Annotated in this window: 22 protein-coding genes; 12 read left to right on the forward strand and 10 right to left on the reverse strand. The window is 64.5% G+C overall.

Annotation, left to right across the window (positions count from 1 at the left end; all coding sequences use genetic code 11):
* Positions 1-100 precede the first annotated feature (100 nt).
* The gene (gene ilvD, locus EOD29_RS20000) at positions 101-1,945 is read left to right on the forward strand and encodes a dihydroxy-acid dehydratase (protein ID WP_127247563.1); all 1,845 of its coding nucleotides are present in this window, start codon (positions 101-103) and stop codon (positions 1,943-1,945) included.
* A 141-nt stretch (positions 1,946-2,086) separates the two neighbouring features.
* Here the strand turns inward: ilvD and EOD29_RS20005 are convergent, their stop codons facing one another.
* Positions 2,087-3,841: an ABC transporter ATP-binding protein gene (locus EOD29_RS20005; protein ID WP_127247564.1), complete on the reverse strand. Its 1,755-nt coding sequence runs from the start codon at positions 3,839-3,841 to the stop codon at positions 2,087-2,089.
* A gap of 166 nt (positions 3,842-4,007) precedes the next feature.
* On the opposite strand from EOD29_RS20005, the gene EOD29_RS20010 reads away from it, so the two are divergent.
* Together EOD29_RS20010 and EOD29_RS20015 are read left to right on the forward strand one after the other, a co-directional pair.
* Positions 4,008-5,288 carry an amidohydrolase family protein gene (locus EOD29_RS20010; protein ID WP_127247565.1) on the forward strand — a complete coding sequence of 427 codons (1,281 nt, stop codon included), beginning with the start codon at positions 4,008-4,010 and terminating at the stop codon, positions 5,286-5,288.
* Between the two features lie 83 nt (positions 5,289-5,371).
* Positions 5,372-6,295 (forward strand): DMT family transporter, encoded by a 924-nt coding sequence (locus EOD29_RS20015; RefSeq protein WP_127247566.1) that lies wholly within the window; start codon positions 5,372-5,374, stop codon positions 6,293-6,295.
* Here EOD29_RS20015 and EOD29_RS20020 read toward each other — a convergent pair.
* On the reverse strand, positions 6,292-7,194 hold the full coding sequence (locus EOD29_RS20020; RefSeq protein ID WP_127247691.1) for a phosphotransferase family protein: 903 nt from the start codon (positions 7,192-7,194) through the stop codon (positions 6,292-6,294). The genes EOD29_RS20015 and EOD29_RS20020 overlap by 4 nt on opposite strands.
* Positions 7,195-7,289: 95 nt before the next feature.
* Here EOD29_RS20020 and EOD29_RS20025 point away from each other — a divergent pair, with 95 nt between their 5' ends.
* Positions 7,290-7,922 (forward strand): class I SAM-dependent methyltransferase, encoded by a 633-nt coding sequence (locus EOD29_RS20025; protein WP_127247567.1) that lies wholly within the window; start codon positions 7,290-7,292, stop codon positions 7,920-7,922.
* A 13-nt stretch (positions 7,923-7,935) separates the two neighbouring features.
* On the opposite strand, the gene EOD29_RS20030 is transcribed toward EOD29_RS20025, so the two are convergent.
* The 3 genes from EOD29_RS20030 to EOD29_RS20040 form a co-directional block, all read right to left on the reverse strand.
* Complete coding sequence (locus EOD29_RS20030; RefSeq protein WP_127247568.1) at positions 7,936-10,389, reverse strand: FAD-dependent oxidoreductase; 2,454 nt, start codon at positions 10,387-10,389, stop codon at positions 7,936-7,938.
* Positions 10,386-11,282, reverse strand: coding sequence for a phosphotransferase family protein (locus EOD29_RS20035; RefSeq protein ID WP_095799263.1), 897 nt, complete (start codon positions 11,280-11,282; stop codon positions 10,386-10,388). The genes EOD29_RS20030 and EOD29_RS20035 overlap by 4 nt, the downstream gene beginning before the upstream one ends.
* A gap of 207 nt (positions 11,283-11,489) precedes the next feature.
* Positions 11,490-11,678, reverse strand: coding sequence for a hypothetical protein (locus EOD29_RS20040; RefSeq protein WP_127214944.1), 189 nt, complete (start codon positions 11,676-11,678; stop codon positions 11,490-11,492).
* Positions 11,679-11,682: 4 nt separating this feature from the next.
* On the opposite strand from EOD29_RS20040, the gene EOD29_RS20045 reads away from it, so the two are divergent.
* The 8 genes from EOD29_RS20045 (at position 11,683) to EOD29_RS20080 (ending at position 19,573) form a co-directional block, all read left to right on the forward strand.
* Positions 11,683-12,447 carry a DeoR/GlpR family DNA-binding transcription regulator gene (locus EOD29_RS20045; RefSeq protein WP_127247569.1) on the forward strand — a complete coding sequence of 255 codons (765 nt, stop codon included), beginning with the start codon at positions 11,683-11,685 and terminating at the stop codon, positions 12,445-12,447.
* Between the two features lie 54 nt (positions 12,448-12,501).
* A complete protein-coding gene (locus EOD29_RS20050; RefSeq protein WP_067003593.1) occupies positions 12,502-13,413 on the forward strand; it encodes a LysR substrate-binding domain-containing protein in 912 nt (303 codons plus the stop codon).
* A gap of 281 nt (positions 13,414-13,694) precedes the next feature.
* Positions 13,695-14,849, forward strand: a complete 1,155-nt coding sequence (locus EOD29_RS20055) for an ABC transporter substrate-binding protein (RefSeq protein WP_095777615.1) — start codon at positions 13,695-13,697, stop codon at positions 14,847-14,849.
* A gap of 188 nt (positions 14,850-15,037) precedes the next feature.
* On the forward strand, positions 15,038-16,036 hold the full coding sequence (locus tag EOD29_RS20060) for an ABC transporter ATP-binding protein (RefSeq protein WP_127247570.1): 999 nt from the start codon (positions 15,038-15,040) through the stop codon (positions 16,034-16,036).
* Between the two features lie 62 nt (positions 16,037-16,098).
* Positions 16,099-16,260 carry a hypothetical protein gene (locus EOD29_RS20065; protein ID WP_245475373.1) on the forward strand — a complete coding sequence of 54 codons (162 nt, stop codon included), beginning with the start codon at positions 16,099-16,101 and terminating at the stop codon, positions 16,258-16,260.
* A gap of 56 nt (positions 16,261-16,316) precedes the next feature.
* A complete protein-coding gene (locus EOD29_RS20070) occupies positions 16,317-17,222 on the forward strand; it encodes an ABC transporter permease (RefSeq protein ID WP_206516972.1) in 906 nt (301 codons plus the stop codon).
* On the forward strand, positions 17,212-18,027 hold the full coding sequence (locus tag EOD29_RS20075; protein WP_067003601.1) for an ABC transporter permease: 816 nt from the start codon (positions 17,212-17,214) through the stop codon (positions 18,025-18,027). Before EOD29_RS20070 ends, EOD29_RS20075 begins: the two co-directional genes overlap by 11 nt.
* Before the next feature lie 118 nt (positions 18,028-18,145).
* Positions 18,146-19,573 (forward strand): gamma-aminobutyraldehyde dehydrogenase, encoded by a 1,428-nt coding sequence (locus EOD29_RS20080; RefSeq protein ID WP_127247573.1) that lies wholly within the window; start codon positions 18,146-18,148, stop codon positions 19,571-19,573.
* A 45-nt stretch (positions 19,574-19,618) separates the two neighbouring features.
* On the opposite strand, the gene EOD29_RS20085 is transcribed toward EOD29_RS20080, so the two are convergent.
* The 5 genes from EOD29_RS20085 to fdhD form a co-directional block, all read right to left on the reverse strand.
* Positions 19,619-19,933 (reverse strand): hypothetical protein, encoded by a 315-nt coding sequence (locus EOD29_RS20085; RefSeq protein WP_067003605.1) that lies wholly within the window; start codon positions 19,931-19,933, stop codon positions 19,619-19,621.
* 42 nt (positions 19,934-19,975) lie between these two features.
* Positions 19,976-20,332: a nuclear transport factor 2 family protein gene (locus tag EOD29_RS20090; protein ID WP_127247574.1), complete on the reverse strand. Its 357-nt coding sequence runs from the start codon at positions 20,330-20,332 to the stop codon at positions 19,976-19,978.
* A gap of 225 nt (positions 20,333-20,557) precedes the next feature.
* Entirely contained in the window at positions 20,558-22,111 is a 1,554-nt protein-coding gene (locus EOD29_RS20095) for an alpha/beta fold hydrolase (protein ID WP_127247575.1), read from the reverse strand.
* 125 nt (positions 22,112-22,236) lie between these two features.
* On the reverse strand, positions 22,237-22,551 hold the full coding sequence (locus EOD29_RS20100) for a formate dehydrogenase subunit delta (protein WP_127247576.1): 315 nt from the start codon (positions 22,549-22,551) through the stop codon (positions 22,237-22,239).
* A complete protein-coding gene (gene fdhD, locus EOD29_RS20105) occupies positions 22,541-23,371 on the reverse strand; it encodes a formate dehydrogenase accessory sulfurtransferase FdhD (RefSeq protein WP_127247577.1) in 831 nt (276 codons plus the stop codon). The genes EOD29_RS20100 and fdhD overlap by 11 nt, the downstream gene beginning before the upstream one ends.
* Positions 23,372-23,373 lie beyond the last annotated feature (2 nt).

Here is a 23,373-nt window from a genome sequence, read left to right on the forward strand (position 1 = left end):
AATTGTGGCAAGGCCGAACCTTGGCCGCTATAACCGCTGCCGACTGAAATACAGCGCCGCCGCGCCACGTTTGAGCGCCGCCAGCCAGCAAGGAATACCGATGCCCGCCTACCGTTCCCGCACCACCACCCATGGCCGCAACATGGCAGGCGCCCGTGGCCTGTGGCGTGCCACCGGCATGAAGGACAGTGATTTCGGCAAGCCGATCATTGCGGTGGTCAATTCCTTCACCCAGTTCGTCCCGGGCCATGTGCACCTGAAGGATCTCGGCCAGCTCGTCGCGCGCGAGATCGAGAAGGCCGGCGGCGTCGCCAAGGAGTTCAACACCATCGCCGTCGACGACGGCATCGCCATGGGTCACGACGGCATGCTCTATTCGTTGCCGTCGCGCGAGCTGATCGCCGATTCCGTCGAATACATGGTCAATGCGCACTGCGCCGACGCCATGGTCTGCATCTCCAACTGCGACAAGATAACGCCCGGCATGCTGATGGCCTCGCTGCGCCTCAACATCCCGACCGTTTTCGTCTCCGGCGGCCCGATGGAAGCCGGCAAGGTGGTGCTGGGCGGCAAGGCGCAGGCGCTCGACCTCGTCGACGCCATGGTGGCCGCGGCCGACGACCGAATTTCAGATGAGGACGTCAAGGTGATCGAGCGCTCGGCCTGCCCGACCTGCGGCTCCTGCTCGGGCATGTTCACGGCGAACTCGATGAACTGCCTGACCGAAGCGTTGGGTCTCTCGCTGCCCGGCAACGGCTCGACTTTGGCCACCCATGCCGATCGCAAGCGGCTGTTCGTCGAGGCAGGCCATCTGATCGTCGATCTTGCGCAGCGCTATTACGAACAGGAGGACGACAGCGCGCTGCCGCGCAGCATCGCCTCCAAGGGAGCCTTCGAGAATGCCATGGCCCTCGACATCGCCATGGGCGGCTCGACCAACACGGTGCTGCACATCCTGGCTGCCGCGCATGAGGCCGAGGTCGACTTCACCATGGAGGATATCGACCGGCTGTCGCGCCAAGTGCCGGTGCTTTGCAAGGTGGCGCCGGCCAAGTCCGACGTGCACATGGAGGATGTTCACCGCGCCGGCGGCATCATGGCGATCCTTGGCCAGCTCGACCAGGCCGGGCTGATCAACCGCGATCTGCCGACAGTCCACACCGCAACGCTGGGCGAAGCGCTCGACCATTGGGACATCGCCCGCACTTCCGCAGAGAATGTGCGCGAGTTCTTCCGCGCCGCGCCCGGCGGCGTGCCGACGCAGGTCGCCTTCAGCCAGGATCGCCGCTGGGAGGATCTCGACACGAACCGCGAGACGGGCGTCATTCGCTCGGCCAAGACGCCGTTCTCGAAGGATGGCGGCCTCGCCGTGTTGAAGGGCAATCTGGCGCTCGACGGCTGCATCGTGAAGACGGCCGGCGTCGACGAGTCGATCCTGAAATTCACCGGTCCGGCCCGCGTCTTCGAAAGCCAGGACGCTTCCGTCAAGGCGATCCTCGGCAACGAGATCAAGGCGGGCGACATCGTCGTCATCCGCTATGAGGGGCCGCGCGGCGGCCCCGGCATGCAGGAGATGCTCTACCCGACCAGCTATCTTAAGTCGAAGGGCCTCGGCAAGGCCTGCGCGCTGATCACCGACGGCCGCTTCTCCGGCGGCACGTCGGGTCTGTCGATCGGCCACGTCTCGCCGGAAGCCGCCGAGGGCGGGCTGATCGGCCTGGTTCAGGAAGGCGACACGATCGAGATCGACATCCCGAACCGCAAGATCCATCTCGCCGTCAGCGAAGCCGAGCTCGACGCCCGCCGCAAGGCTATGGCGGCCAAGGGCGCGGATGCCTGGAAGCCTGAGGAAAAGCGCAAGCGCAAGGTGACGACGGCGCTGCGCGCCTACGCCGCCTTCGCCACCAGCGCCGACAAAGGTGCTGTCAGGAAAGTGCCGGAATAAGTCGGGCAGCGCCCCCCTACCTCCCCCTTGTGGGCCCCTCTGTGGGGAGGTCGGACCGAAGGTCCGGGTCGGTCGGCGCCGCACCTCCACCCCGCTGCTGCGCAGCGACCCTCCCCATAACGGGGAGGGTAAGCGCCGGCGTCACGGCATCAGCTGATATTCATAAAGCTTCTGATAGAGTCCGCCCTGTTTGAGCAGGGACTTGTGCGGGCCGCTTTCCAGCACCTTGCCGTTTTCCAGCACCACGATCGTGTCGGCCTGATGCACCGTTGACAGCCGATGCGCGATGACGATGGTCGTGCGTCCGACCGTGAGTTGCTGCAGCGCGTCGCGGAACAGCGCTTCCGACTCGGCGTCCAGCGCGCTGGTCGCCTCGTCGAGCAGCAGGATCTCGGCATTGCGCAGCATGGCGCGCGCGATCGAGATGCGCTGGCGCTGGCCGCCGGACAGCAACGAGCCGTTCTCGCCCACCTCCGTCTCGTAGCCCTTGACCATGGCGCTGATGAAGTGATGCGCGTTGGCGGCCTTGGCCGCGGCGATCACCTCCTCGTCGGTCGCGTCCTGACGCCCGAGACGTATATTGTGCATGATGGTGCCGGCGAACAGGAACGTGTCCTGGCTGACATAGGCAATCTTCTGCCTGAGTGAATCGAGCGTGGCGAAGGAGATGTCCTGGCCGTCGAACATGACCTTGCCGCTTTGCGGGTCGTACATGCGCATGATCAGGTTGAGGATCGTTGACTTGCCGCCGCCGGAAGGTCCGACCAGCGCCGTCATCTTGCCGGCCGCCAGGGTCAGGTTGAGCTGTTCGAAAACCGGCGGGCTCTCGGGATAGGCGAAGCTGACATTGTCGAAGCGGATTTCGCCCGGGCCCGGCTGCAGCGGCTTGGCGCCGGGCTTTTCGGCCAGCGTCAGCGGCCGGTCGGCAAGCTGGAACATCATGCGTACGCCGACGATGCCGGTCTCCAGCGAGATGCGCACGCGCGCCAGCCGCTTTGCCGGCTCATAAGCGAGCAGCAGCGCCCCGATAAAGGCCATGATGTTGCCCGGCATCTGGCCGCCCTGCAGCACCAGGAAGCCGCTGATGAAGACTGCGCCGGCAATCGCCAGACCGGCAAGCGTTTCCATCACCGGGCTGGTGGCTGCCTCGAGCGTCGCGATGTTGTTGGCGCGGTTCTGGACGTCCGACACGGCCTTGTACATGCGCTTGCGCATCGCGCCTTCGAGATTGAAGGATTTGACGACGCGCACGCCGATTGCCGTTTCCTGCATCACATGCACGATCTGGCCGAGCGAGCGGAATTCCATCTTGGCGATCTGGCGCACGCGCTTGAGAATGCTGTTGACGCCGTAGATCGCCACCGGTCCGACGACGAAGCAGATCAGCGACAGCGCCGGCTGCTCCCAGACCATCACTGCGACCAGCACGATCAACGTCACCAGATCGCGCACATAGGACGTGACGACGAGGTCGAGCACGCTGCGCGCGGCTTGGGCGTTGTTGGTCATGCGGGTGATCAGGTCGGACGACGAGGTCGAATGGTAGAATTCGATGCCTTGCGCCAGGATCCGGTCATAGATCTTTCGCTGCCTATCGGCGATGATGGCATTGCCGACCCGGCTCATGAAATAGGCCTGAACGAAGGTCGCCAGGCCCTTGAGGACGAAGATAGCGGCGACCGCGGCCGCGATCAGGTTGATGCGATCCGCTCTCTTGTAGACCACGAATTCGTTGGTGATCTCCTTCAGGATCCATGCGCTTGCCCCCGTCATGGCGGCCACCACCAGCATCGACACAATGGCCGCGCCATAGCCGAATTTATGCTCCCGGAAAGATTCTCGTACCAGCCTTGCGACAAGGCGCTGGTTCTCCGTCGAGCGGAAGAAGCGAAACAAACGGCCGATCCTGTGTCTGGCTTATCAAATTTCGGATTCGCCACGGGGGCGAGAGGCGGCTTATAGAGCGAGTTGGCGCCGGAGGAAACGCCGGCAGGGAAGAAACGGCTGCGGCGGGCCGCCTTTCCGATCACGATACGCTGATTTCTACCAAAGGGATGACGACATGGATTTCGACCTCATCGTGCGCGGCGGCACGCTGCCGGACGGCAGGATCGCCGATATCGGCATCGCTGGCGAAACCATCGCCGCGATCGAGCCTCAGTTGCAAGGCGCAGCTCGGAGCGAGGTCGATGCGCGCGGCAATCTCGTCTCGCCGCCCTTCGTCGATCCGCATTTCCATATGGACGCCACGCTCTCCTATGGCATTCCGCGCATCAACGCTTCGGGCACGCTGCTCGAAGGCATTGCGCTCTGGGGCGAGTTGAAGCCGCTCCTGACGCATGAGGCGGTGCGCGACCGCGCGCTCGCCTATTGCGACTGGGCGGTGTCGATGGGCCTGCTTGCCATCCGCACCCATGTCGATGTCTGCGACGACCGGCTGCTTGCCGTGGAAGCTCTGCTGGACGTGAAGAAAACGGTCGCCCCCTATCTCGACCTGCAGCTTGTCGCCTTTCCGCAGGACGGGTTTTATCGCTCGCCGACGGCCCGCGAAAACACAATCCGGGCGCTGGATATGGGCGTCGACATCGTCGGCGGCATCCCGCATTTCGAGCGCAGCATGGCCGATGGCACGCGCTCGGTGACGGAGCTCTGCGAGATCGCGGCGAAGCGCGGCCTGATGGTCGACATGCATTGCGACGAGACAGACGACCCGCTTTCGCGCCACATCGAGCAGCTTGCCTATGAAACGCAGCGCCTCGGCTTGCAGGGCAGGGTGGCGGGCTCGCACCTCACCTCGATGCATTCCATGGACAATTACTACGTCTCGAAGCTGTTGCCGCTGATCGCCGAGGCCGGCGTCTCTGCGATCCCCAATCCGCTGATCAACATCATGCTGCAGGGGCGCCACGATACTTTCCCCAAGCGGCGCGGCCTGACCCGCGTGAAGGAGATGCTGGCGCTCGGCATCCGCGTCGGCTGGGGCCAGGACTGCGTGCTCGACCCATGGTATTCGCTGGGCACGGCGGACATGCTCGACGTGGCCTTCATGGGCCTGCATGTCGCGCAGATGTCGAGCCCGGCCGACATGACGCGCTGCTTCGACATGGTCACCAGCGTCAACGCCGCCATCATGGGGCTTGATCATCTCGGTCTGGCCGTCGGCAAGCGGGCGAGCCTTGTCGTGCTCGACGCCGGCAATCCGATCGAGGCCGTCCGCCTGCGCCCCGAGCGCCTCTGTGTCATCGCCAAGGGCAAGGTGGTAGCCGAACGGACCCGACAGGAGACGCGGCTGTCGATTGCCGGTCGGCCGGAGAGCGTCAACCGCAGGCACAAATCCGCGTAGCGCCAGCCGATTTCCGCCGCTGGTCTTACGGATCGTTCGAATTTTCCTCCTCAAAGCGACAGATTGCGAGTAGGGAGCCGGGCATGGCCCAGTTCCTCGCCCGCAATCTCACGATCAAGAATGTCCTGCTCGCCGGCATTCTCTTGATGCTGGCCGGCGACTTCATGTTCGCGCTGAACGACGCGATGGGCAAATGGCTGGTCGCTTCCTTCTCGGTCGGCCAAGTGGTGCTGGTTCGCTCCATCGGCGCCTTCTTGGTGCTCGGGCCGATGATCGCCAACCAGGGCGCGGGCAAGCTTTTTCAGGTGGAAAGGCCGGTGCTGCAGGTCCTGCGCGTCGCGGCGACCACGCTTGACACCGGGCTGTTCTATGCCGCGGTCGTCTATCTGCCGCTCGCGGACGTGATGAGCTTTTACATGGCCGGACCGATCTATGTCGCCGCGCTCTCGCATCTCCTGCTCGGCGAGAAGGTCGGCTGGCGGCGCTGGCTGGCGATCCTGGTCGGCTTCTGCGGTGTGGTGATCATCCTGAAGCCATCGTCGGCCGCGTTTTCGCTGTCATCGGCCTATGCGCTGATCGGCAGCATTGCCTTCGGCTTCGCCATCATTCTCGGCCGGCGTTTGCGCGGAACGAGTGACACGACGCTGGTCACCTGGCAGACCATCGGCACGTTGATTGTCGGCGGCGTTCTGACCATCGGCGCCTGGCGTACGCCGTCGGCGCTCGATTTCGGCGCCATGCTTTTGCTCGGCATTGTCTCCTGCGCCGCCCATCTGATGATCACCCGCGCGCTGAAGCTGGCGCCGGCGTCAACGCTGGCGCCGCTGCATTACAGCCTGCTCCTGTGGGCCATTGTCTTCGGCCTGGTCTTCTTCGGCGATGTGCCGAGCCCGCGGATACTCGCCGGCTCGGCCATCGTTGTGCTCGCCGGCATCTTCATTTTCCATCGCCAGAAGGTGGTCGAGACCGTCGTGCCGCCCGAGAATGTGGCGAAGGGCGTCAATTAGCCCTCTCGCACAGCAGCGAGGTGGCGTGAAAACTCGGGCGTCTCCATCAGCGCCTTGCAGCGGGCGAAGCGTCCGTCCGCATAGGCGCGGAAATCGTCGACCGGGTTGTTGTTGGCGAGCTGGATCAGCCCCCACAGCGTCCAGAGCAGGTCGCACATGGCCTTGTAGATGACGACGCGGCCGCGCTCGGCCGGCCTTGCTTCGCCGCCGAAATAGGCGCGCATCAGCTCTTCATCTTGGCCGGCGTCGAACTTGCCTTCGACCGAGAGGTCGCCGAGATCCCACAACGGATCGTTCATGCCGGAGTACTCCCAGTCGACGATCCACATCCGCTCCCCGGTATCGAGAAAGTTTTCGCAGAGCGGATCGCAGTGGCAGGCAGCAAGCTGGATCGGGTGCGTGACCAATGCTTCGCGCACGCTGCCCGCCTCGCGCACCACGTCGTGGTAGCCGGGCGGCAGGACCACATCCTTGGTCGACAGCACGTTCAGATAGTCGTCGATCATCGCAAACAGCTCGAAGCGGAAGGGGAAGACCGCGCCGGACGAATGCAGCTTTCGGAAGGCTGCGCCCGCGCGCGCCGGACTGCCCTGCCTGGCCTTGAACTTTTCCGGCGACATGGTCTCGGCGTCGGCGACGAAGCGCGTTGCCATCAAGCCGGATGCGGGGTCGGCAAAAAGCACCTCCGGGCTGACGCCGGCCTTGGCCGCCTCGCGCGCCGCCACTGCCTCGTTGGCGCGGTTGATATATTCCTCAGTGCCCTTGCCGGGAATGCGCAGGCAGACCTCGCCGGCCTTGTAGACACGGTTGGTAAGGCCGCCCAGCCGCTCCAGCGGCCCCTTGTATCCGGCAAGCGCCGGAATGGCGGCCAGCGCCGCGCGCGCCTCTTCCATCGTCACCCCCTTAACCATCACGCCATGTTTATGGCGGAACGGTTCCACAGTTTTTGCCGCTTGGCTACCATGGCCGACACGAATCGGCGGCGGGAGCGGCAATGGCGGACGGCAAGCACAACAGCGCGCTAAGCGCGGCCTATGCCGCAACACGGCCGGACGAGGTGGCCGCAATCTACGACAGCTGGGCCGAAACTTACGACGCCGATATGTCGGCGGCCGGCTATCGCCATCCGGCCATCTGCCTGGCGCTGCTGGCCCGCCATCTGCCGCGCGGCGCGGAACCTGTGCTCGACGCAGGCGCCGGCACCGGGCTGATCGGCGAATGGCTCGCAATCACCGGCTATCCTCGTGTCGAGGCGCTCGACATCTCGCAAGGCATGCTGGACAAGGCCGGCGCCAAGGGCGTCTACACGGCGCTGCATCGTCTGGCGCTGGGCGGCGCCCTGCCTTTCGCGGACGGCGCCTATGCCGGCATCGTTTCGGCGGGCGTCTTCACCTCCGGCCATGTCGGCATCGAGGGGCTGGACGAACTGATCCGCATCTGCCGTCCAGGCGGCATCATCGTGCTGACGATCAAGAACACGCTCTGGCAGGCCGGCTTTGCCGAGCGGATCGCCGTGCTCGAAGCGGAGGACGTCATAACCCGGCTTGAAGAGACACGGCCTTACGCGTCGATGCCCGGCGAGGGCGATGCGGTGCCAAGCAGAGGCCTCGTGCTGCGCGTCGGCTGACCGCTTTCCTCGCTTAAGCCTTTATCTTCTCTCCGGCCGGATCGTACATCGGCTCGAGATGGATCTTTGCCGGCGTGCGCTCCATCGCCACCACCAGTTCATAGGCGCCGGAGGCCAGGAAGTCGTCGCTGACGCCATCGGCGTTGCGCACATAGCCATAGCCGATGTTCTTCTCCACCGTATAGCCATAGCCGCCGCTGGTGAGATAGCCGACCGGTTGGCCGTTGCGCAGGATCGTCTCGCGTCCGGCCAGGACGACGTCCGGATCGTCGACCGTGAAGCCGGCAAAACGTTTTGCCAGCGGCTGGCCGGCCGCCTTCTCCAGCGCCCGCCGCCCGATGAAGTCGTTGTTCTTCCTGAGCTTCACCGCCCAGCCGAGGCCCGCTTCCTGCGGCGTGTCGTTCGGCGTGATGTCCGCCCCCCAGGCGCGATAGCCCTTTTCCAGCCGCAGCGATTCCAGCGCCCTGTAGCCGACCGGGCGGATGCCATGCTGTTTCCCGGCTGCCATCAGGGCATCAAAAATCTCGCCCGTCGCGGCGATCGGCACATGCAACTCCCAGCCGAGCTCGCCGACATAGGTCACCCGCAGCGCCCGCACGGTGTGGCCGGCGATGTCGATCTCGCGCGCGTGGCCGAAGGGGAAGGCGGCGTTGGAGACATCCGCACCCGTTACCGCCGACAGCACGTCGCGGGCACGTGGCCCCATCAGCGACAGCGTGCCGAAATCCTCGGTCACGTCTTTGAGCGCCGCGTCGAGTCCCTGGCCGAGATGGTCGCCGATCCACGAAAAATCATGCGTGCGGAAACCGGTGCCGGTGACGATGTAGAACCTGTCCTCGCCGAGCCGTGCCACCGTGAGGTCTGCTTCGATGCCGCCGCGCGTGTTGAGAAGCTGCGTATAGGTCAGCCGGCCGACCGGCTTGTTGATGTCGTTGGCGCAGATCCAGTCGAGCGCCCTCAGCGCATCGGCCCCGGTCATCTCATATTTGGCAAAGGAGGATTGGTCGAAGATGCCGACTTTCTCGCGCACATGCCGATGTTCCTCGCCGACCGCCTCGAACCAGTTCTGCCGGCCCATTGAATAGACGTCTTCCGGCTCTACGCCGTCGGGCGCGAACCAGTTCGGCCGCTCCCAGCCGAGCTTCGAGCCGAACACGGCGCGGTGCTCTCTCAGCCGCTCATAGAGCGGCGAGACGATGCGCGGCCGGCCCGAGAGATATTCCTCATGCGGGAAGCCGATGGTGTAGTGCTTGCCATAGGCCTCGAGCGTGCGGTCGCAGACCCATTGCCGGTCGCGGTGCAGGTTGGAAAAACGCCTGATGTCGACCACCCAGAGGTCGAGCGGCGCCTCGCCGTCGACCACCCATTGCGCCAGCACCCAGCCGGCGCCGCCGCCGGACGCGATGCCGAAGGCGTTGAAGCCGGCGCCGACGAACATGTTGGCGCATTCGGGCGCGACACCAAGGATGAAATTGCCGTCCGGGGTAAAGCTCTCCGGCCCGTTGATCATTTGCTTCACGCCGACATTGGCCAGCGCCGGCACCCGCTCGATCGCCTGCGCCATATGCTGCTCGAAGTGGTCGTAATCATCATCGAACAGGCGGAACTCCCAGTCGTTGGGCACGTCGCCCCCGGGGAGCTCAGTCGTCCAGGCCTGCGGGTTCGGCTCATAGCCGCCCATCACCAGCCCGCCGACCTCTTCCTTGAAATAGGTGCGGCGGTCGGGGTCGCGGATTGTCGGCGCGTCGTTGGCCAGCCCTTCGATCTTCTCGGTGATGATGTACTGGTGCTTGACCGGCTGCAGCGGCACGTTGATGCCGGCCATCGCGCCGACCTGCCTTGCCCATTGCCCAGCGCAGTTCACCACTCTGTCGCAGGCAATGTCGCCCTTTTCGGTCTTCACCGCGGTGATGCGTCCGCCCGTCATCTCGAATCCGGTGACGCGCGCGTCCTCGAACAGTTTTGCGCCATGCATGCGCGCGCCCTTGGCGAGCGATTGCGTGATATCGGAGGGGCTGGCCTGACCGTCGGTCGGCAGCCAGGAGGCGCCGACGAGGTCGCCGGTTTCCATCAGCGGCCACATGCGCTTCACCTCGGCGGGCGACAGCAGGTGCATGTCCATGCCGAAGCTTTTTGCCGTCGTCGCCAATCGCTTGAACTCGGTCCAGCGATCGGCGTTGGTGGCGAGCCTGAGGCACCCGGTCATTTTCCAGCCGGTCGCCAGTCCCGTTTCGGCCTCGAGCCCCGTATAGAGCTCGACGGAATATTTGAGCACGCGGGTTATCGAGGCCGACGAGCGCAGCTGCCCGACCAGTCCGGCCGCGTGCCAGGTCGAGCCCGAGGTCAGCTTGCCTTGCTCCAGCAGCACCACGTCGGCCTTGTGGTCGCGCGCCAAATGATAGGCGGTCGAGCAGCCGATGATGCCGCCGCCGATGACCACGATCCCGGCATGGCTGGGCAAAGTCATGATCTTGTCCCGTATCTCGTCCGGTAGTTTTCCAGTGCAGCGTCGAGCCGCACCAGGTTTTCTTCGGTATAGGCGACGTAGTCGATGCCGGGCGCGTCGAGATAAAGCTCGGAGACCATGCTCCACATTGCCTCGCGCAGCAGCGAGGCGCATTGCATGGCCGCGTGCGAGCGGCGGATCTCGCTGTCCGGCTCCTTCATGAAATAGGCGGTCAGGAAGGCGAAGGATTCCTCGTCGCTCATGCCCGCATTCGAGGCGGCGCCGGCCAGATCGAACATGGCCGTGTTGAAGCCGGCATATTCGAAATCGATCAGCCACAGCCGCTTGCCGTCGTCGAGGATGTTGGCCGGCAAAAGATCATTGTGGCCGAAGACGATCGGCAAAAGCTTCTGCGCCCGTTCGAGCTCGTCGGCTAAAGCGAGATAGCGCGGCAGCTCGTCCTTCTTGCGGCTGCCACCTTCCTCGAGCGTGCGCGCATAGTCACGGATGACATGAAAGACCCAGAACATGAAACCGGCGCCGGAGACGTGGTTCGGCATCTCGCGGTGAAAGCGCCGCAGCAGCGCCGCCACGCGGCCGAGATCGGCGCGCACATCCTCGGCAAGGAAGGTCCTGGCGCCGAGAAACTGGGTCACCAGAATTCCGGGCTCGGCGTAGTGCACGGCCGGCGCGAAGCCGGCCGCATGCGCCGCGCGCGCCGTCATCACCTCGCGCTCGCGAAAGACATGGTGGAACGGGAAGTCCTGGCCGAAGCGCACCACGTGCCGGCCGGCGGCGTCGGTAACGACATAGTTGGCGTTGCTGAGGCCGCCCGGCAGCGGCTCGATCTCGATGCCGCCGCTCCAGCAGGGCAGAGCGCGGATGCGGTCTTCGGTGGTTACGGCGGCGCTCACGGGTTCGGTCCTGCTTCGGCCGGCTTTCGACAAAGCGCCGGTCTCTCACAAAGCGATGAGAGAAAAAAGAAAGGCCTCGTCGGTGCGGGATGCCGGGACTGATATCCCTCACCACACCGACGAGCCCCTTGGCCAGGCTTAGGATCCCGGCATCCGCCCCCGCGGATTCGAAAAAAGCTCGCGTCAGGCACGTTCCAGAAAATCTGGTCAGTCGATTGCGGCTCTGCCATCACCCTCCTGTGGCAGTTCCGAGCCTGTCACGACAACAATCTCACGCCAGCGTGATGTTGCTGTCAATAAAAAGCTGTGACCTTTTTTGGGTGTTTTGCCCGAAAATATGAGCAATTCCTTTAAAAGCGTTAGGAATGCCGTAGAATCGGTCAAAATCCCGGACATCCACATGATCCACTCGAAACGGCACGGCGAGATCCTGCGGCTCCTCGGTGAGGAGGGCACGATCACCATCGCCAGCCTGGCCGAGCGCCTGGGCGTGTCGCTGGAGACGGTCAGGCGCGACGTGAAACCGCTGACGGATGACGGAGCATTGCTCAAGATGCATGGCGCCGTCAGCCTGCGCTCTATGACAGGCGAGGCGCCGTTCGAGCGCCGCATGCGCGAGAATGCCGAAGCAAAGCGTCTGATTGCCCGCATGGTCGCGGCCACCATCCGCGACAGCGAGTCGATCATGCTCGACACCGGCACCACCACGTCCTTCCTGGCGCGCGAACTGCTCGGCCATCGCCGCCTGACGGTGGTCACCAATTCGTCCGACATCGCCCGTACGCTGGCGACGGTGAACGGCAACAAGGTCTATATGGCCGGCGGCGAGCTGCGCAGCGATTCAGGCGCGGCCCTCGGAGTCGCGGCGATCGAATTCGTAAGCCGCTTCTCGGTCAGCCACGCGGTGATCTCCATCGGCGCGGTCGACGCCGTCGCCGGCCTGACCGACTACGATCTGGAGGAGGCGGAATTCGCCCGCATGGTGTTGTCGCGCGGGCAACGCTCGCTGGTCGTCACCGACCATACCAAGTTCGGCCGGCAGGGCCTGGTTCAGGTCTGCGGCTTCGACGGTTTCTCCGAGCTCGCCACCGACCAGCCGCCGCCGCGCGACATCGCCGCCGCGCTCAGCCAGGCCGGCGCGCGTCTCAGCATTGCGATGGCCTAGCGCCGGATGCGCCAACGGCTTTCCTTCCCGGCCGCGCCGGTGTTTAGTCGGGTCATGGCCTTCACCATCCGCCAGCTCCAGTTCTTCGTCGCCGTCGCCGAGCAGGGCACGGTCTCGGGCGCCGCGCAGAACCTCTCCATCTCGCAATCCTCGGTCACCGAGGCGATCAAGGAGCTGGAGAGCGATCTCGGCGTCGAGCTGTTCGACCGCCACCCGCGCGGCCTCAACATCACCCATAAGGGGCACCAGTTCCTGCGCCACGCGACGAAAATCCTGGCCGACGTCTCCGATGCGCGCCGCGCCTTCCTAGGCGATCAACTCACCGCGGGCGGGCGGCTGCAGCTCGGGGTCACCTCGCTTGTTGCCGGCTACGTGCTCTCCGATCTGCTGGCTCGCTACCGCCGCGCCTATCCAAGCGTCGAAGTCTCGGCGATCGAGGACAATGGCGACTATCTCGAGCATCTGCTGGTCGGCGGCAAGCTCGACATCGCCGTCATGGTCACGTCGAATTTGCGCGATCGCACCGCGCTGCAGTCGGAAATCCTCGAAGTCTCGGCCTATCGGCTCTGGCTGCCGCTCAGCCACAAGCTCGCCAGCGCCGACATTATCTCGATCGGCGACATCGCTTCCGAACCGCTGATCATGCTGACCGTCGACGAGATCGAGGAGAACACCGGCAAGCTGCTGTCGGCGCTCGGTGCGAGACCGCATGTCGCCTTCCGCACCCGCTCCGTCGAGGCCGTGCGCAGCCTCGTCGCCACCGGCGCCGGCGTGGCGCTGCTGCCAGATCTCGTCTATCGTCCCTGGTCGCTGGAAGGCGACCGCATCGAATCCCGCGATATCTCCGGCTCGCTTCCGGTCGTCCAGGTCGGCATGGTTTGGCGCCGCGGTTCCAGCCTGCCGCAGGCCGCCCGCGACTTTATCGGACTTGCCCAGTCGCAGCGCATGGTCCGGCAGCGGCTCTGATCAGAGCGATTCCAGCAAAGTGTGAACGGTTGGGCTCGGCCACTTCGCCGGAACCTTCCGTCCGGAATGGCGTCGGAAAGAGTATCGGTAAATCCGATATCGGCTTTCTGATAAATGGATTTGCGAAACCGGAATTTTCACAGCACTTTTCGCTCAGGGAACAAAGCCGCTCGGGAGCGCGGCTGCCGGGGTGATGGGAACTCTGGCGTTCAGGTTTGCGTGTGATCCTTGTTGAAAACCGGATCGGTTTCGGGGTCATGCGCCAAAATGGGAGATCGATGATGAATGCATTCCTGAAGTCATGCACGGCGTTGACGGTTGCGCTGACCTTCTCGGGTCAGGCGATCGCCCAGGTCAAGGAAGTCGGCAAGGGCGAGGGCGAGCTGAATATCGTCGCCTGGCCAGGCTATATCGAGCGGGGCGAGACCGACAAGAACTACGACTGGGTGACCGCCTTCGAGAAGGAGACCGGCTGCAAGGTCAACGTCAAGACCGCCAATACGTCGGACGAGATGGTCTCGCTGATGAACGAGGGCGGCTTCGACCTGGTGACGGCTTCTGGTGATGCTTCCCTGCGTCTCGTCGCCGGCAAGCGCGTGCAGCCGATCAACACCGACCTCATCAAGAGCTGGAAGACGGTCGACGACCGTCTCAAGGACGCGCCCTGGTTCACGGTCGACAAGGTGCATTACGGTGTCCCCTACCAGTGGGGCCCGAACATCCTGATGTACAACACCACCGTCTTCAAGGAAGCGCCCAAGAGCTGGAACGTCGTTTTCGAGGAGATGAAGCTGCCCGACGGCAAGTCGAACAAGGGTCGTGTCCAGGCCTATGACGGCCCGATCCATATTGCCGATGCCGCCAACTACCTGATGTTCCACAAGCCGGAACTGGGCATCAAGGATCCGTACGAGCTCAGCGAAGACCAGTACAAGGCGGCGCTCGATCTGCTGCGCACCCAGCGCACCCTGGTCGGCCGCTACTGGCATGACGCCGCGATTCAGGTCGACGATTTCCAGAACGAAGGCGTCGTCGCCTCCGGCTCGTGGCCGTATCAGGTGAACACGCTGGTCGCCGCCAAGAAGCCGGTCGCCTCGACCGTGCCGGAGGAGGGCGTCACCGGCTGGGCCGACACCACCATGATGGAAGCCGACGCCGCCCATCCGAACTGCGCCTATATGTGGCTCGAGCACTCGCTCTCGCCCAAGGTCCAGGGCGATGTGTCGTCCTGGTTCGGCTCGCTGCCGGTCGTGCCCGCCGCCTGCAAGGGCAATGAACTGCTCGGCGACGAGGGCTGCAAGACCAACGGTTACGACAATTTCGAGAAGATCAAGTTCTGGAAGACGCCGATATCGAAATGCGCCAGCCAGAATGACAAATGCGTGCCCTATTACCGCTGGGTGTCGGACTATATCGGCGTCATCGGCGGGCGGTGAGTTCGCCTAGCTTTTAGAAGTTGGCGCTGCCCCTCACCCTTACCCTCTCCCCATGAAGAACGGGGAGAGGGGGTCGCCAGCGCTGGAGTTTGTCCCTTCTCCCCGTCTCACGCGGAGAAGGTGCCGGCAGGCGGACGAGGGGCAGCACAGACGCCCGAATTCGAGAGCCTGAACCTTCAGGACAGATCATGACCTCCGCCGTTTCCTTCAAACAAGTCTCGCGCCATTTCGGCAGCGTGCGCGCCGTCGATGCGGTCGATCTCGACATCGCGCCGGGCGAGTTCTTCGCCATGCTCGGGCCGTCCGGCTCCGGCAAGACGACCTGCCTCAGGCTGATCGCCGGCTTCGAGCAGCCGACGGCCGGCTCGATCTTCATCTTCGGCGAGCGGGCCGAAGGCGTTCCGCCCTATCGCCGCAACGTCAACACCGTATTCCAGGACTATGCGCTGTTCCCGCATCTGAACGTGCTCGACAACGTCGCTTACGGGCTGATGGTCAAGGGCGTCGGCAAGGTCGAACGGCTGAAGGCGGCGGAAGAGGCGCTCTCGCTGGTGCGCCTGCCGGGCTATGGGGCCCGGCGCCCGGGCCAACTCTCCGGCGGCCAACGCCAGCGCGTCGCGCTTGCCCGGGCGCTCGTCAACCAGCCCAAAGTGCTGCTGCTCGACGAGCCGCTCGGCGCGCTTGACCTCAAGCTGCGCGAGAACATGCAGGAGGAACTGAAGTCGCTGCAGAAGGTGCTCGGCATCACCTTCGTCTTCGTCACTCACGACCAAGGCGAAGCGCTTTCCATGGCCGACCATGTTGCCGTCTTCAACGACGGCAGAATCATGCAGGTCGGCACGCCGGAGGACATTTACCAGCGGCCGAGGACGCGCTTCGTCGCCGATTTCGTCGGCTCGTCCAACGTGCTGCCGCCGGATTTCGTGCAGCGCTATTCCGGCCAGCATCGCTGGGGCAGCCTCAGGCCTGAATCCATCCGCGTATCGGGCGCCACGAGCGGCGATGGCGTTGCCGCGCGTCTGGTCGGGACCAACTATCTCGGCGCCACCACAAGGCTGGCGCTCGATGCCGATGGGCTGAGGCTGCATGCCATGGTGCCGGCGGGGATCGCGCTCCCTGCCGAAGGCGAGGCGGTGATGCTCACCTTCAATCGCGAGCACCTGCATCTGATGGATGAGTCGGCATGATTGAGGTTTGTGCAAAGCACCCTCCTCTGTCCTGCCGGACATCTCCCGCGCAAGGGGGGAGATTGGCTGTCGCCACTCGCTTCGCCAATCTTCGGCGCTGCAGAGTTGGCGGGGCAGACGACCTGCTGATCTCCCTCCTCGCGGGGGAGATGGCCGGGTCAGAGCTGGGTGTGAAGGATCTCGGCTTTGCCGCCGTCGATCTGATCGTCGGTGCGGCTCGATGACAATCGCCGCTCTTCAATCCAAGCCCGTGCCCGCCATCCTGCCCGGCAACGGCGGCATGCGCGGGGCGCTCTCCGACCTCTTATGGCGCCGGCCGATACTTCTCTTGCTGCTCATGCTGCTGCCGCCGCTTCTGTGGCTGGGCATCGTCTATATAGGCTCGCTTTTCGCGCTGCTTTTGCAGAGCTTTTTCTCGATCGACGAGTTCTCCGGCCTGATCAACCGCGAGTTCACGCTGAAGACCTATGGCGACCTGTTCCAGGCCGCCAATCTCGACATCATCCTGCGCACGGTGACGATGGCGGCGCTCGTGACGCTCGCCTCCGCGGTCATCGCGTTCCCCATCGCCTATTACGCGGCGCGCTATGCGCGCGGCCGCTGGAAGGCGCTGTTCTATCTCGGCGTCATGCTGCCGCTCTGGTCGAGCTATCTGGTCAAGATCTACGCCTGGAAGCTGATCCTCGCCAAGGAAGGCATTCTCACTTGGCTGTTAGGCAAGCTCGGCCTGCTGTGGCTGCTCGAGGCCTGGCTGTCGTTGCCGATCGTCGGCGGCAACTCGCTGTCGGTCTCCTTCACCGGCACCTTCATCGTCTTCGTCTATGTCTGGCTGCCGTTCATGATCCTGCCTGTGCAGGCGGCGCTGGAGCGCGTCCCCGGCAATCTCGTCGAGGCCTCGTCCGATCTCGGCGCCTCGCCCGGCCAGACCTTCCGTAACGTGCTCTTCCCGCTGGCGCTGCCGGGCATCGTCGCCGGCTCGATCTTCACCTTCTCGCTGACATTGGGCGACTACATCATCCCGCAGATCATCGGCACCTCGCGCCTGTTCATCGGCCAGGCCGTCTATTCGCAGCAAGGCACCGCCGGCAACATTCCTTTAGCCGCCGCCTTCACCGTGGTGCCCATCGTCATCATGGGCTTCTATCTGTGGGGCGCCAAGCGCATGGGAGCTTTCGATGCGCTCTGATCGCGGCCAATCCGCTCCGCTCGGGCTGAAGATCGCCGCCGCCTGCGGCCTGCTCTTCCTGCACCTGCCGATCCTTTTGATCTTCGTCTATGCCTTCACCACCGAAGAGAAGAGTTTTGTGTGGCCGCCACCGGGTTTGACCACGCAATGGTTCGCCGTCACCTGGAACAGGCCGGATGTCTGGGAGGCGCTGTCGCTGTCGATCCGCGTCGCTGCCATTTCGACCGCGATCGCGCTGGTTCTTGGCACGCTCTGCGCCGCTGCGGTTTCGCGCACGCGCTTCTTCGGCCGCGAGGCGATTTCATTGCTCGTCATCCTGCCGATCGCGCTGCCCGGCATCATCACCGGCATCGCGCTGCGCTCGGCTTTTGCGCTCGCCGACATCCCGTTCTCGTTCTGGACGATCGTGCTCGGCCACGCCACTTTCTGCGTGGTCGTCGTCTACAACAATGCCGTCGCCCGTTTCCGCCGCACCTCAGGCTCGATGATCGAGGCCTCGATGGATCTCGGCGCCGACGGTTTTCAGACGTTTAGGCATGTCGTGCTGCCCAACATTGCAACCGCGCTGCTTGCCGGCGGCATGTTGGCCTTCGCGCTGTCCTTCGACGAGGTCATCGTCACCACCTTCACCGCCGGCCAGCAGCAGACCGTGCCGATCTGGATGCTGGAGGAGCTGATCAGACCGCGGCAGCGTCCGGTCACCAATGTCGTCGCCATGGTCGTCGTGCTGGTGACGCTGCTGCCGATCCTCTTTGCCTATTACCTGACCCGCGACGGCGACCAGATCGCCGGCTCGGGCAAATGAAAACAGCGAATAGGGATTAGCCAATAGCGAATAGGGAAAATCGATCGCGAACCCTGCCCGCCATTCGCAACTCGCTGCACGCAACTCGCTACTCGCTACTGCGAAGGGAGAAACCCCCATGGACACCCAGATGCTGATCGGCTCGAAATTCGACAAGGGCACCGAAATCGAGGAGCCGATCCTCAATCCGAAGACCGGCGCGACCATCCTCAACCTGCCGGAAGCAAGTCCGGCGCAGATCGAGGCGGCTGTCAGTGCCGCCGAACGAGCGTTCGTCAGTTGGTCGCGCACCACGCCGGCGCAGCGCTCCGGCTATCTGTTGAAAATCGCCGACCGCATCGAGGCCGAAGCGAAGGAGTTCGCCGCGCTCGAGGCGCTGAATTGCGGCAAGCCGATCAACGCCGTGCTCAATGACGAGATCCCGGCGATCGTCGATTGCTACCGCTTCTTCGCCGGCGCGGTGCGCTCGATGCCCGGCCAGGTCGCGGGCGAGTATCTGCCCGGCCACACCTCGATGGTGCGGCGCGATCCGATCGGCATTGTCGCCTCCATCGCGCCCTGGAACTATCCGCTGATGATGATGGCCTGGAAGCTGGCGCCGGCGATCGGCGGCGGCAACACCGTCGTCTTCAAGCCATCGGAGCAGACGCCGCTGACGGCGCTGAAGCTGGCGAGGATCCTGTCGGAAATCCTGCCCGAGGGCGTCGTCAATGTCGTCCTCGGCCGCGGCGACAGCGTCGGCAACACGCTGATCAATCATCCCAAGGTCAACATGATCTCGATCACCGGCGACGTCGCCACCGGCAAGAAAGTGCTGCAGGCGGCCGCCAAGTCGGTCAAGCGAACCCATCTCGAGCTCGGCGGCAAGGCGCCGGTCGTCGTCTTCGACGATGCCGATCTCGGCGCGGTGGTCAACGGTCTGCGCGCCTTCGGCTACTACAATGCCGGCCAGGACTGCACCGCCGCCTGCCGCATCTATGCCGGCAAGAAGATCTACGACAAGCTCGTCGCCGACCTCTCCTCGGCGGCGTCGACCATCAAATACAATCTGCCCGACGACACCGAGAACGAGATCGGGCCGCTGATCTCGCGCCGCCAGCGCGACCGCGTGTCGAGCTTCGTCGAGCGCGCTTCGGAATTGAAGCACATCGAGATCACCACCGGCGGCAAGCCGGGCGCGGGCTCCGGCTTCTACTACCAGCCGACGGTCGTCGCCGGAGCGTTGCAGGAAGACGAGATCGTGCGCCGCGAGGTGTTCGGCCCGGTCGTCTCGGTCACCCGGTTCTCCGAGGTCGACGAGGCGGTGAACTGGGCGAATGACAGCGACTACGGCCTCGCATCGTCGGTGTGGACCAGGGACGTCTCGCGCGCCATGACGACCGCGGCCCGGCTGCAATATGGCTGCACCTGGATCAACACCCACTTCATGCTCACCAACGAGATGCCGCATGGCGGCCTGAAGCAGTCCGGTTACGGCAAGGACATGTCGCTCTACGCGCTGGAGGACTACACCGCCGTCCGCCATGTGATGGTGGCGCACGGGTAAGCCCTCTACCTCTCCCACAACGGGCGAGGTCGGCCACGCAGGCCGCTACTCGACGATGCGGTAGATGTTCCACAGGCTGGTGCCCGACACCACATAGGGCTCCAGCTCCTTGCCCCATTTGGCGTGCGCCTCGATCTTGGCGATCTTGGCGAAGAACTCCTCCAACTGGGCCAGGCTCTCGACCTGGTGGTGGGTCTCGATCGTCGCTTCGCGTGCGCCGACTGAACCGGTCATGAGCTGGAATTTCAGGTCGGCGAGCCCGACCTGCGAGCCGATCTCGCGCTCCCATTTCCGCATCAGCTCGAGCGCGGTCTGCTTGTGACCGAACTTGGCGTCGATCTGCCATCTGGCGCTGAACATCTTGGTTCTCCTCCCTGTCTTGCAGATGAATCCGTTCTTGAGCTACTCGTCCCAGGCCTGCACGACCGTCTGCCGCGCGATGCGGCCGTTCTTCAATTCGAGCATCGCGGCGCAGAACACCTTGGTGCCGTCGGGATAGGCGCAGGCCTGGGTGAAGGCGAGTTTGTCGCCCTCGGCGATCGTGGCGTCGACCTTGTGGGTCATCGCTCGGCTGCAGATGTCGTCCCAGAAGGTGCTGATCGCCGCGCGGCCGCGGATTTCGCGCGGCTTGCTCGGCGGGTTGTTGCGGTCGATCACCCGCACCAGCGCATCGTCATTGTAGAAGCTCGCCAGCATCTTGCCGTCACGGGCCTCGATCGCTTTCTTGATCGCCGCGCCGTCCACTGTCTTGGTCAGCATTTTATCCTCCATGTGCCCATCGTCTTGGGCGGTAGATGTGCGAAGCGCTCCCCGACAATTACTGCCGGGCCGGGAATTTCTCATTGCGAATTGGCCGTGGCGGCCGCGAACAGGTCGTCGGTCTGCTTCTTGAAGGTGACGAGTCCTCCCGGCGCTTGGCCTGCATGGGACGAATTCATAGTCCTAGAGACACCCCTTTCGCTTCGCCCGAAAGCGCCATGGCACTCATGGCCCGTCCGGGCCAGTGTGCCTTGCCGAGAAGGCCGCCGCAGCAGCGCGCGACGGCAGGTCCAGCTTGAGCAATATGTTGGCGACGTGCCGCTTGACCGTATGCTCGCTGAGCCTCAGCTCGGCGGCGATCGCCGCATTGCTCATGCCGTCGGCAATCAGGTTCACCACCTCGCTTTCCCGCGCCGTCAGTGTAGCTGGCTGCAGGGCCCTGGGCCTGGGGCGGCAGGCCGGTTCCAAATGTTGTTCAGACGTGGCCTGGACCACCGGCAGCGGCTCGCTCAGCTCGTCGAGACTGACACGTCCGGCGTCGATGAAACGCAGGCCGGAGCCTATCGCCAGTTCGGCGACCAACCGCGAAGCGAGGATGTCGCCGGGTCCGGCATGGGTGGCGAGCTGCATGGTCACCCGCGCCGTGAGGCCGACCGGCTGGCCGCGCATTTCGATCTCGCCGACATGCACGCCTTGCCCGCTTGCCACGCCGATCTGCTGCGCCGCATCGCGCAGCGCCGCTGCGCAGCGTATGGCGCGCGCCGGCCCGTCGAAACGAGAGATCATCAATTCGCCATGCGTGCCGGCAATCCGCCCACCATGGCGGCCCACCAGCAGCCGCCATGTTTCCTGGAAGCGTTGGCTGCGCTCGCTCCACATGCGGTCGCCCAGCTTGGCGGTGTCGAAGATGCGCGTCACCAGCAGCGCGGCAAGCACCCGCTCGGTGTCGGCCACCGCCGGCTGGCCGGTCAGGCACTCCTCGATCAGGTCGGCCACCCGGTCGACGTCCCCGGTCCAGATCGGATGGTCGCGGCCGGGTATCTCAGCAAGCCGGGCGCCGCGAATCTTCCTGGCAAGGAAGCGGCTGGCCTCCGGATCGACGCGCGCGTCATTGCGGCGATGGATCAGCAGCGTCGGCGCGCTGATCGCGGACAGAATGCCGCGCACGTCGATGTCTGCATTCATGCGGGCAAGGGCTGCCGCGGCCGTCGGGCCGGCCGACAGCCGTTCGAACCGTGCCCACCACCGGGCGAAATGCGTGTCATCCACGCGGCCTGGCGCGAAATTGGGCAAGGTCGCGCCGGTGCCCCAGCAAGTCTCGGCAATCTCGATGAAGGCTTCCAGGCGCTCCTGCGGCATTACCCATTTGTGGAAATGCGCATAACCGCCATAGAGCACGAGTGCCCGCGTCCGCTCCGGATAGGTCGCGGCAAACAGCATCGCCATCGGTGCGCCTTCCGAAGTGCCGAGGATCGCCGCGCGGCCGCTGCCGGTGGCGTCCATTACCGCGCGCACGTCATCCATGCGGGTTTCCAGGCCGGGCAGATGACGGTTGTCCACTCGGTCCGAAAGCCCGGTGCCGCGTTTGTCGAACAGAATCAGCCGTGAGAAAGCCGAAAGCCGCTTCAGCAGGCGGCTGTAACCCTCGTCTTCCCATTGCAGGTCGAGATTGGAGATAAAGCCGGGGACGAAGACGAGATCGAACGAGCCTTGGCCGACCACCTGATAGGCGATCCGCACGTCCCCGCTACGGGCATATCTGGTCTCGATCGGCCTCACGCAACTACCCCGCCCGGCCAGACGATCTCCTGTCGTCAACCATAGCAGAGGCAGCCGGCTTGCGGCAGCGAAACTTTAGAGAGCGGAAATACTAAGACCTTTGGCGCCGATGCGGCCCCGAGGCCCTACTTAGGCGGAATGGCGCCCTCGGCCTCCGCAGGCTTGCTGTAACCGAGGCTCTTGTCGGCCTGCTCCGCCGTTAGCGGACGCTTGATCTTGGCGGAGGCGGCGATCACCAGCTCGTCGAAATCTTCCGGGTCGCCGTCCAGCAGCTCGAAGAACTGCCGCCGCATCCTGGGCTCCCAGAATTTGTTGATGTGCTCGGCAACGCCGGTAATGCCTTCCTCGCGCGGCTTCGAATGGAAGAAGGTGGCGATCTGATTGGCCATGCGCACCAGCTTTTCCTTGGTGCTGGCGATGTGATCCTCGTCATGCGACATGCTTTGCAACTCCGGAAGCCACCCGTTCGGGGTGGGTGAAAATATCGAAATCGTCGCCGCGCACCAGCGCTACCAGCGTCATGCCGGCGGACTCGGCGGTCCGGATGGCAAGCGCGGTCGGCGCCGAAACCGCCATGATGACCGGGGCACCGATGGCTGCGGTTTTCTGCACCATCTCAACCGACACGCGCGAGGTGACCACGACGGCGCCGCTCGCGCCGTCGATGCCGGCTTTGGCCAGCGCGCCGGCGAGCTTGTCCAGCGCATTGTGGCGGCCGACATCCTCGCGCGCCATCACGATACCTTTGCCGGGAACGTAGAAGCCGGCAGCATGCACCGCCCCGGTCTCGGTGTGCAGCGGCTGCTGCTTCGACAGCAGCTTGACCGAACGCGTGACGTCCTCGGCGTCGAGCGTAAGCTTCGACGAACCGACCGCGTCGACCGACCGCATCGCTTCCTCGATGGATTCGATGCCGCACAGGCCGCAGCCGACCGGCCCGGCAAGCCGGCGCCGTCGCGCCTGGAAGCGCGTGTTGGCCCGGTCCTTCAGCTTGATCTGGATGTCGATGCCGGCGCCGAGATCCTCGACTTCGATCGCCTCGATCTCTGCCGGGTCGGCAACGATGCCTTCGGTGAGCGAGAAGCCGAGCGCGAAATCCTCGAAATCGGCCGGGCTCGCCATCATCACCGCATGGGTGGTGCCCGCATAGGAGAACGCGACCGGCGTCTCCTCCGGCACCATGCGGTTCGCAGCCGCCGTGCCGCCGGCACGACGCGCCAGCCGCGAGATTTGCGTCGTGGCTTTGCGGCGCGCGGCCAAGA

The organism is Mesorhizobium sp. M1A.T.Ca.IN.004.03.1.1 (genome assembly GCF_003997555.1).
In the GTDB taxonomy this organism is placed as follows: domain Bacteria; phylum Pseudomonadota; class Alphaproteobacteria; order Rhizobiales; family Rhizobiaceae; genus Mesorhizobium.

Excerpts from the sequence above, each read along its gene's own strand:
- EOD29_RS20010 (WP_127247565.1), top strand. The coding sequence starts at position 4,008 with ATGGATTTCGACCTCATCGTGCGCGGCGGCACGCTGCCGGACGGCAGG.
- ilvD (WP_127247563.1), top strand. The coding sequence starts at position 101 with ATGCCCGCCTACCGTTCCCGCACCACCACCCATGGCCGCAACATGGCA.
- EOD29_RS20050 (WP_067003593.1), top strand. The coding sequence starts at position 12,502 with ATGGCCTTCACCATCCGCCAGCTCCAGTTCTTCGTCGCCGTCGCCGAG.
- EOD29_RS20060 (WP_127247570.1), top strand. The coding sequence starts at position 15,038 with ATGACCTCCGCCGTTTCCTTCAAACAAGTCTCGCGCCATTTCGGCAGC.
- EOD29_RS20085 (WP_067003605.1), bottom strand. The coding sequence starts at position 19,933 with ATGTTCAGCGCCAGATGGCAGATCGACGCCAAGTTCGGTCACAAGCAG.
- EOD29_RS20100 (WP_127247576.1), bottom strand. The coding sequence starts at position 22,551 with ATGTCGCATGACGAGGATCACATCGCCAGCACCAAGGAAAAGCTGGTG.
- EOD29_RS20025 (WP_127247567.1), top strand. The coding sequence starts at position 7,290 with ATGGCGGACGGCAAGCACAACAGCGCGCTAAGCGCGGCCTATGCCGCA.
- EOD29_RS20015 (WP_127247566.1), top strand. The coding sequence starts at position 5,372 with ATGGCCCAGTTCCTCGCCCGCAATCTCACGATCAAGAATGTCCTGCTC.
- EOD29_RS20040 (WP_127214944.1), bottom strand. The coding sequence starts at position 11,678 with ATGTCCGGGATTTTGACCGATTCTACGGCATTCCTAACGCTTTTAAAG.
- EOD29_RS20030 (WP_127247568.1), bottom strand. The coding sequence starts at position 10,389 with ATGACTTTGCCCAGCCATGCCGGGATCGTGGTCATCGGCGGCGGCATC.
- EOD29_RS20070 (WP_206516972.1), top strand. The coding sequence starts at position 16,317 with ATGCGCGGGGCGCTCTCCGACCTCTTATGGCGCCGGCCGATACTTCTC.
- EOD29_RS20045 (WP_127247569.1), top strand. The coding sequence starts at position 11,683 with ATGATCCACTCGAAACGGCACGGCGAGATCCTGCGGCTCCTCGGTGAG.
- EOD29_RS20090 (WP_127247574.1), bottom strand. The coding sequence starts at position 20,332 with ATGCTGACCAAGACAGTGGACGGCGCGGCGATCAAGAAAGCGATCGAG.
- EOD29_RS20055 (WP_095777615.1), top strand. The coding sequence starts at position 13,695 with ATGAATGCATTCCTGAAGTCATGCACGGCGTTGACGGTTGCGCTGACC.
- EOD29_RS20080 (WP_127247573.1), top strand. The coding sequence starts at position 18,146 with ATGGACACCCAGATGCTGATCGGCTCGAAATTCGACAAGGGCACCGAA.
- EOD29_RS20075 (WP_067003601.1), top strand. The coding sequence starts at position 17,212 with ATGCGCTCTGATCGCGGCCAATCCGCTCCGCTCGGGCTGAAGATCGCC.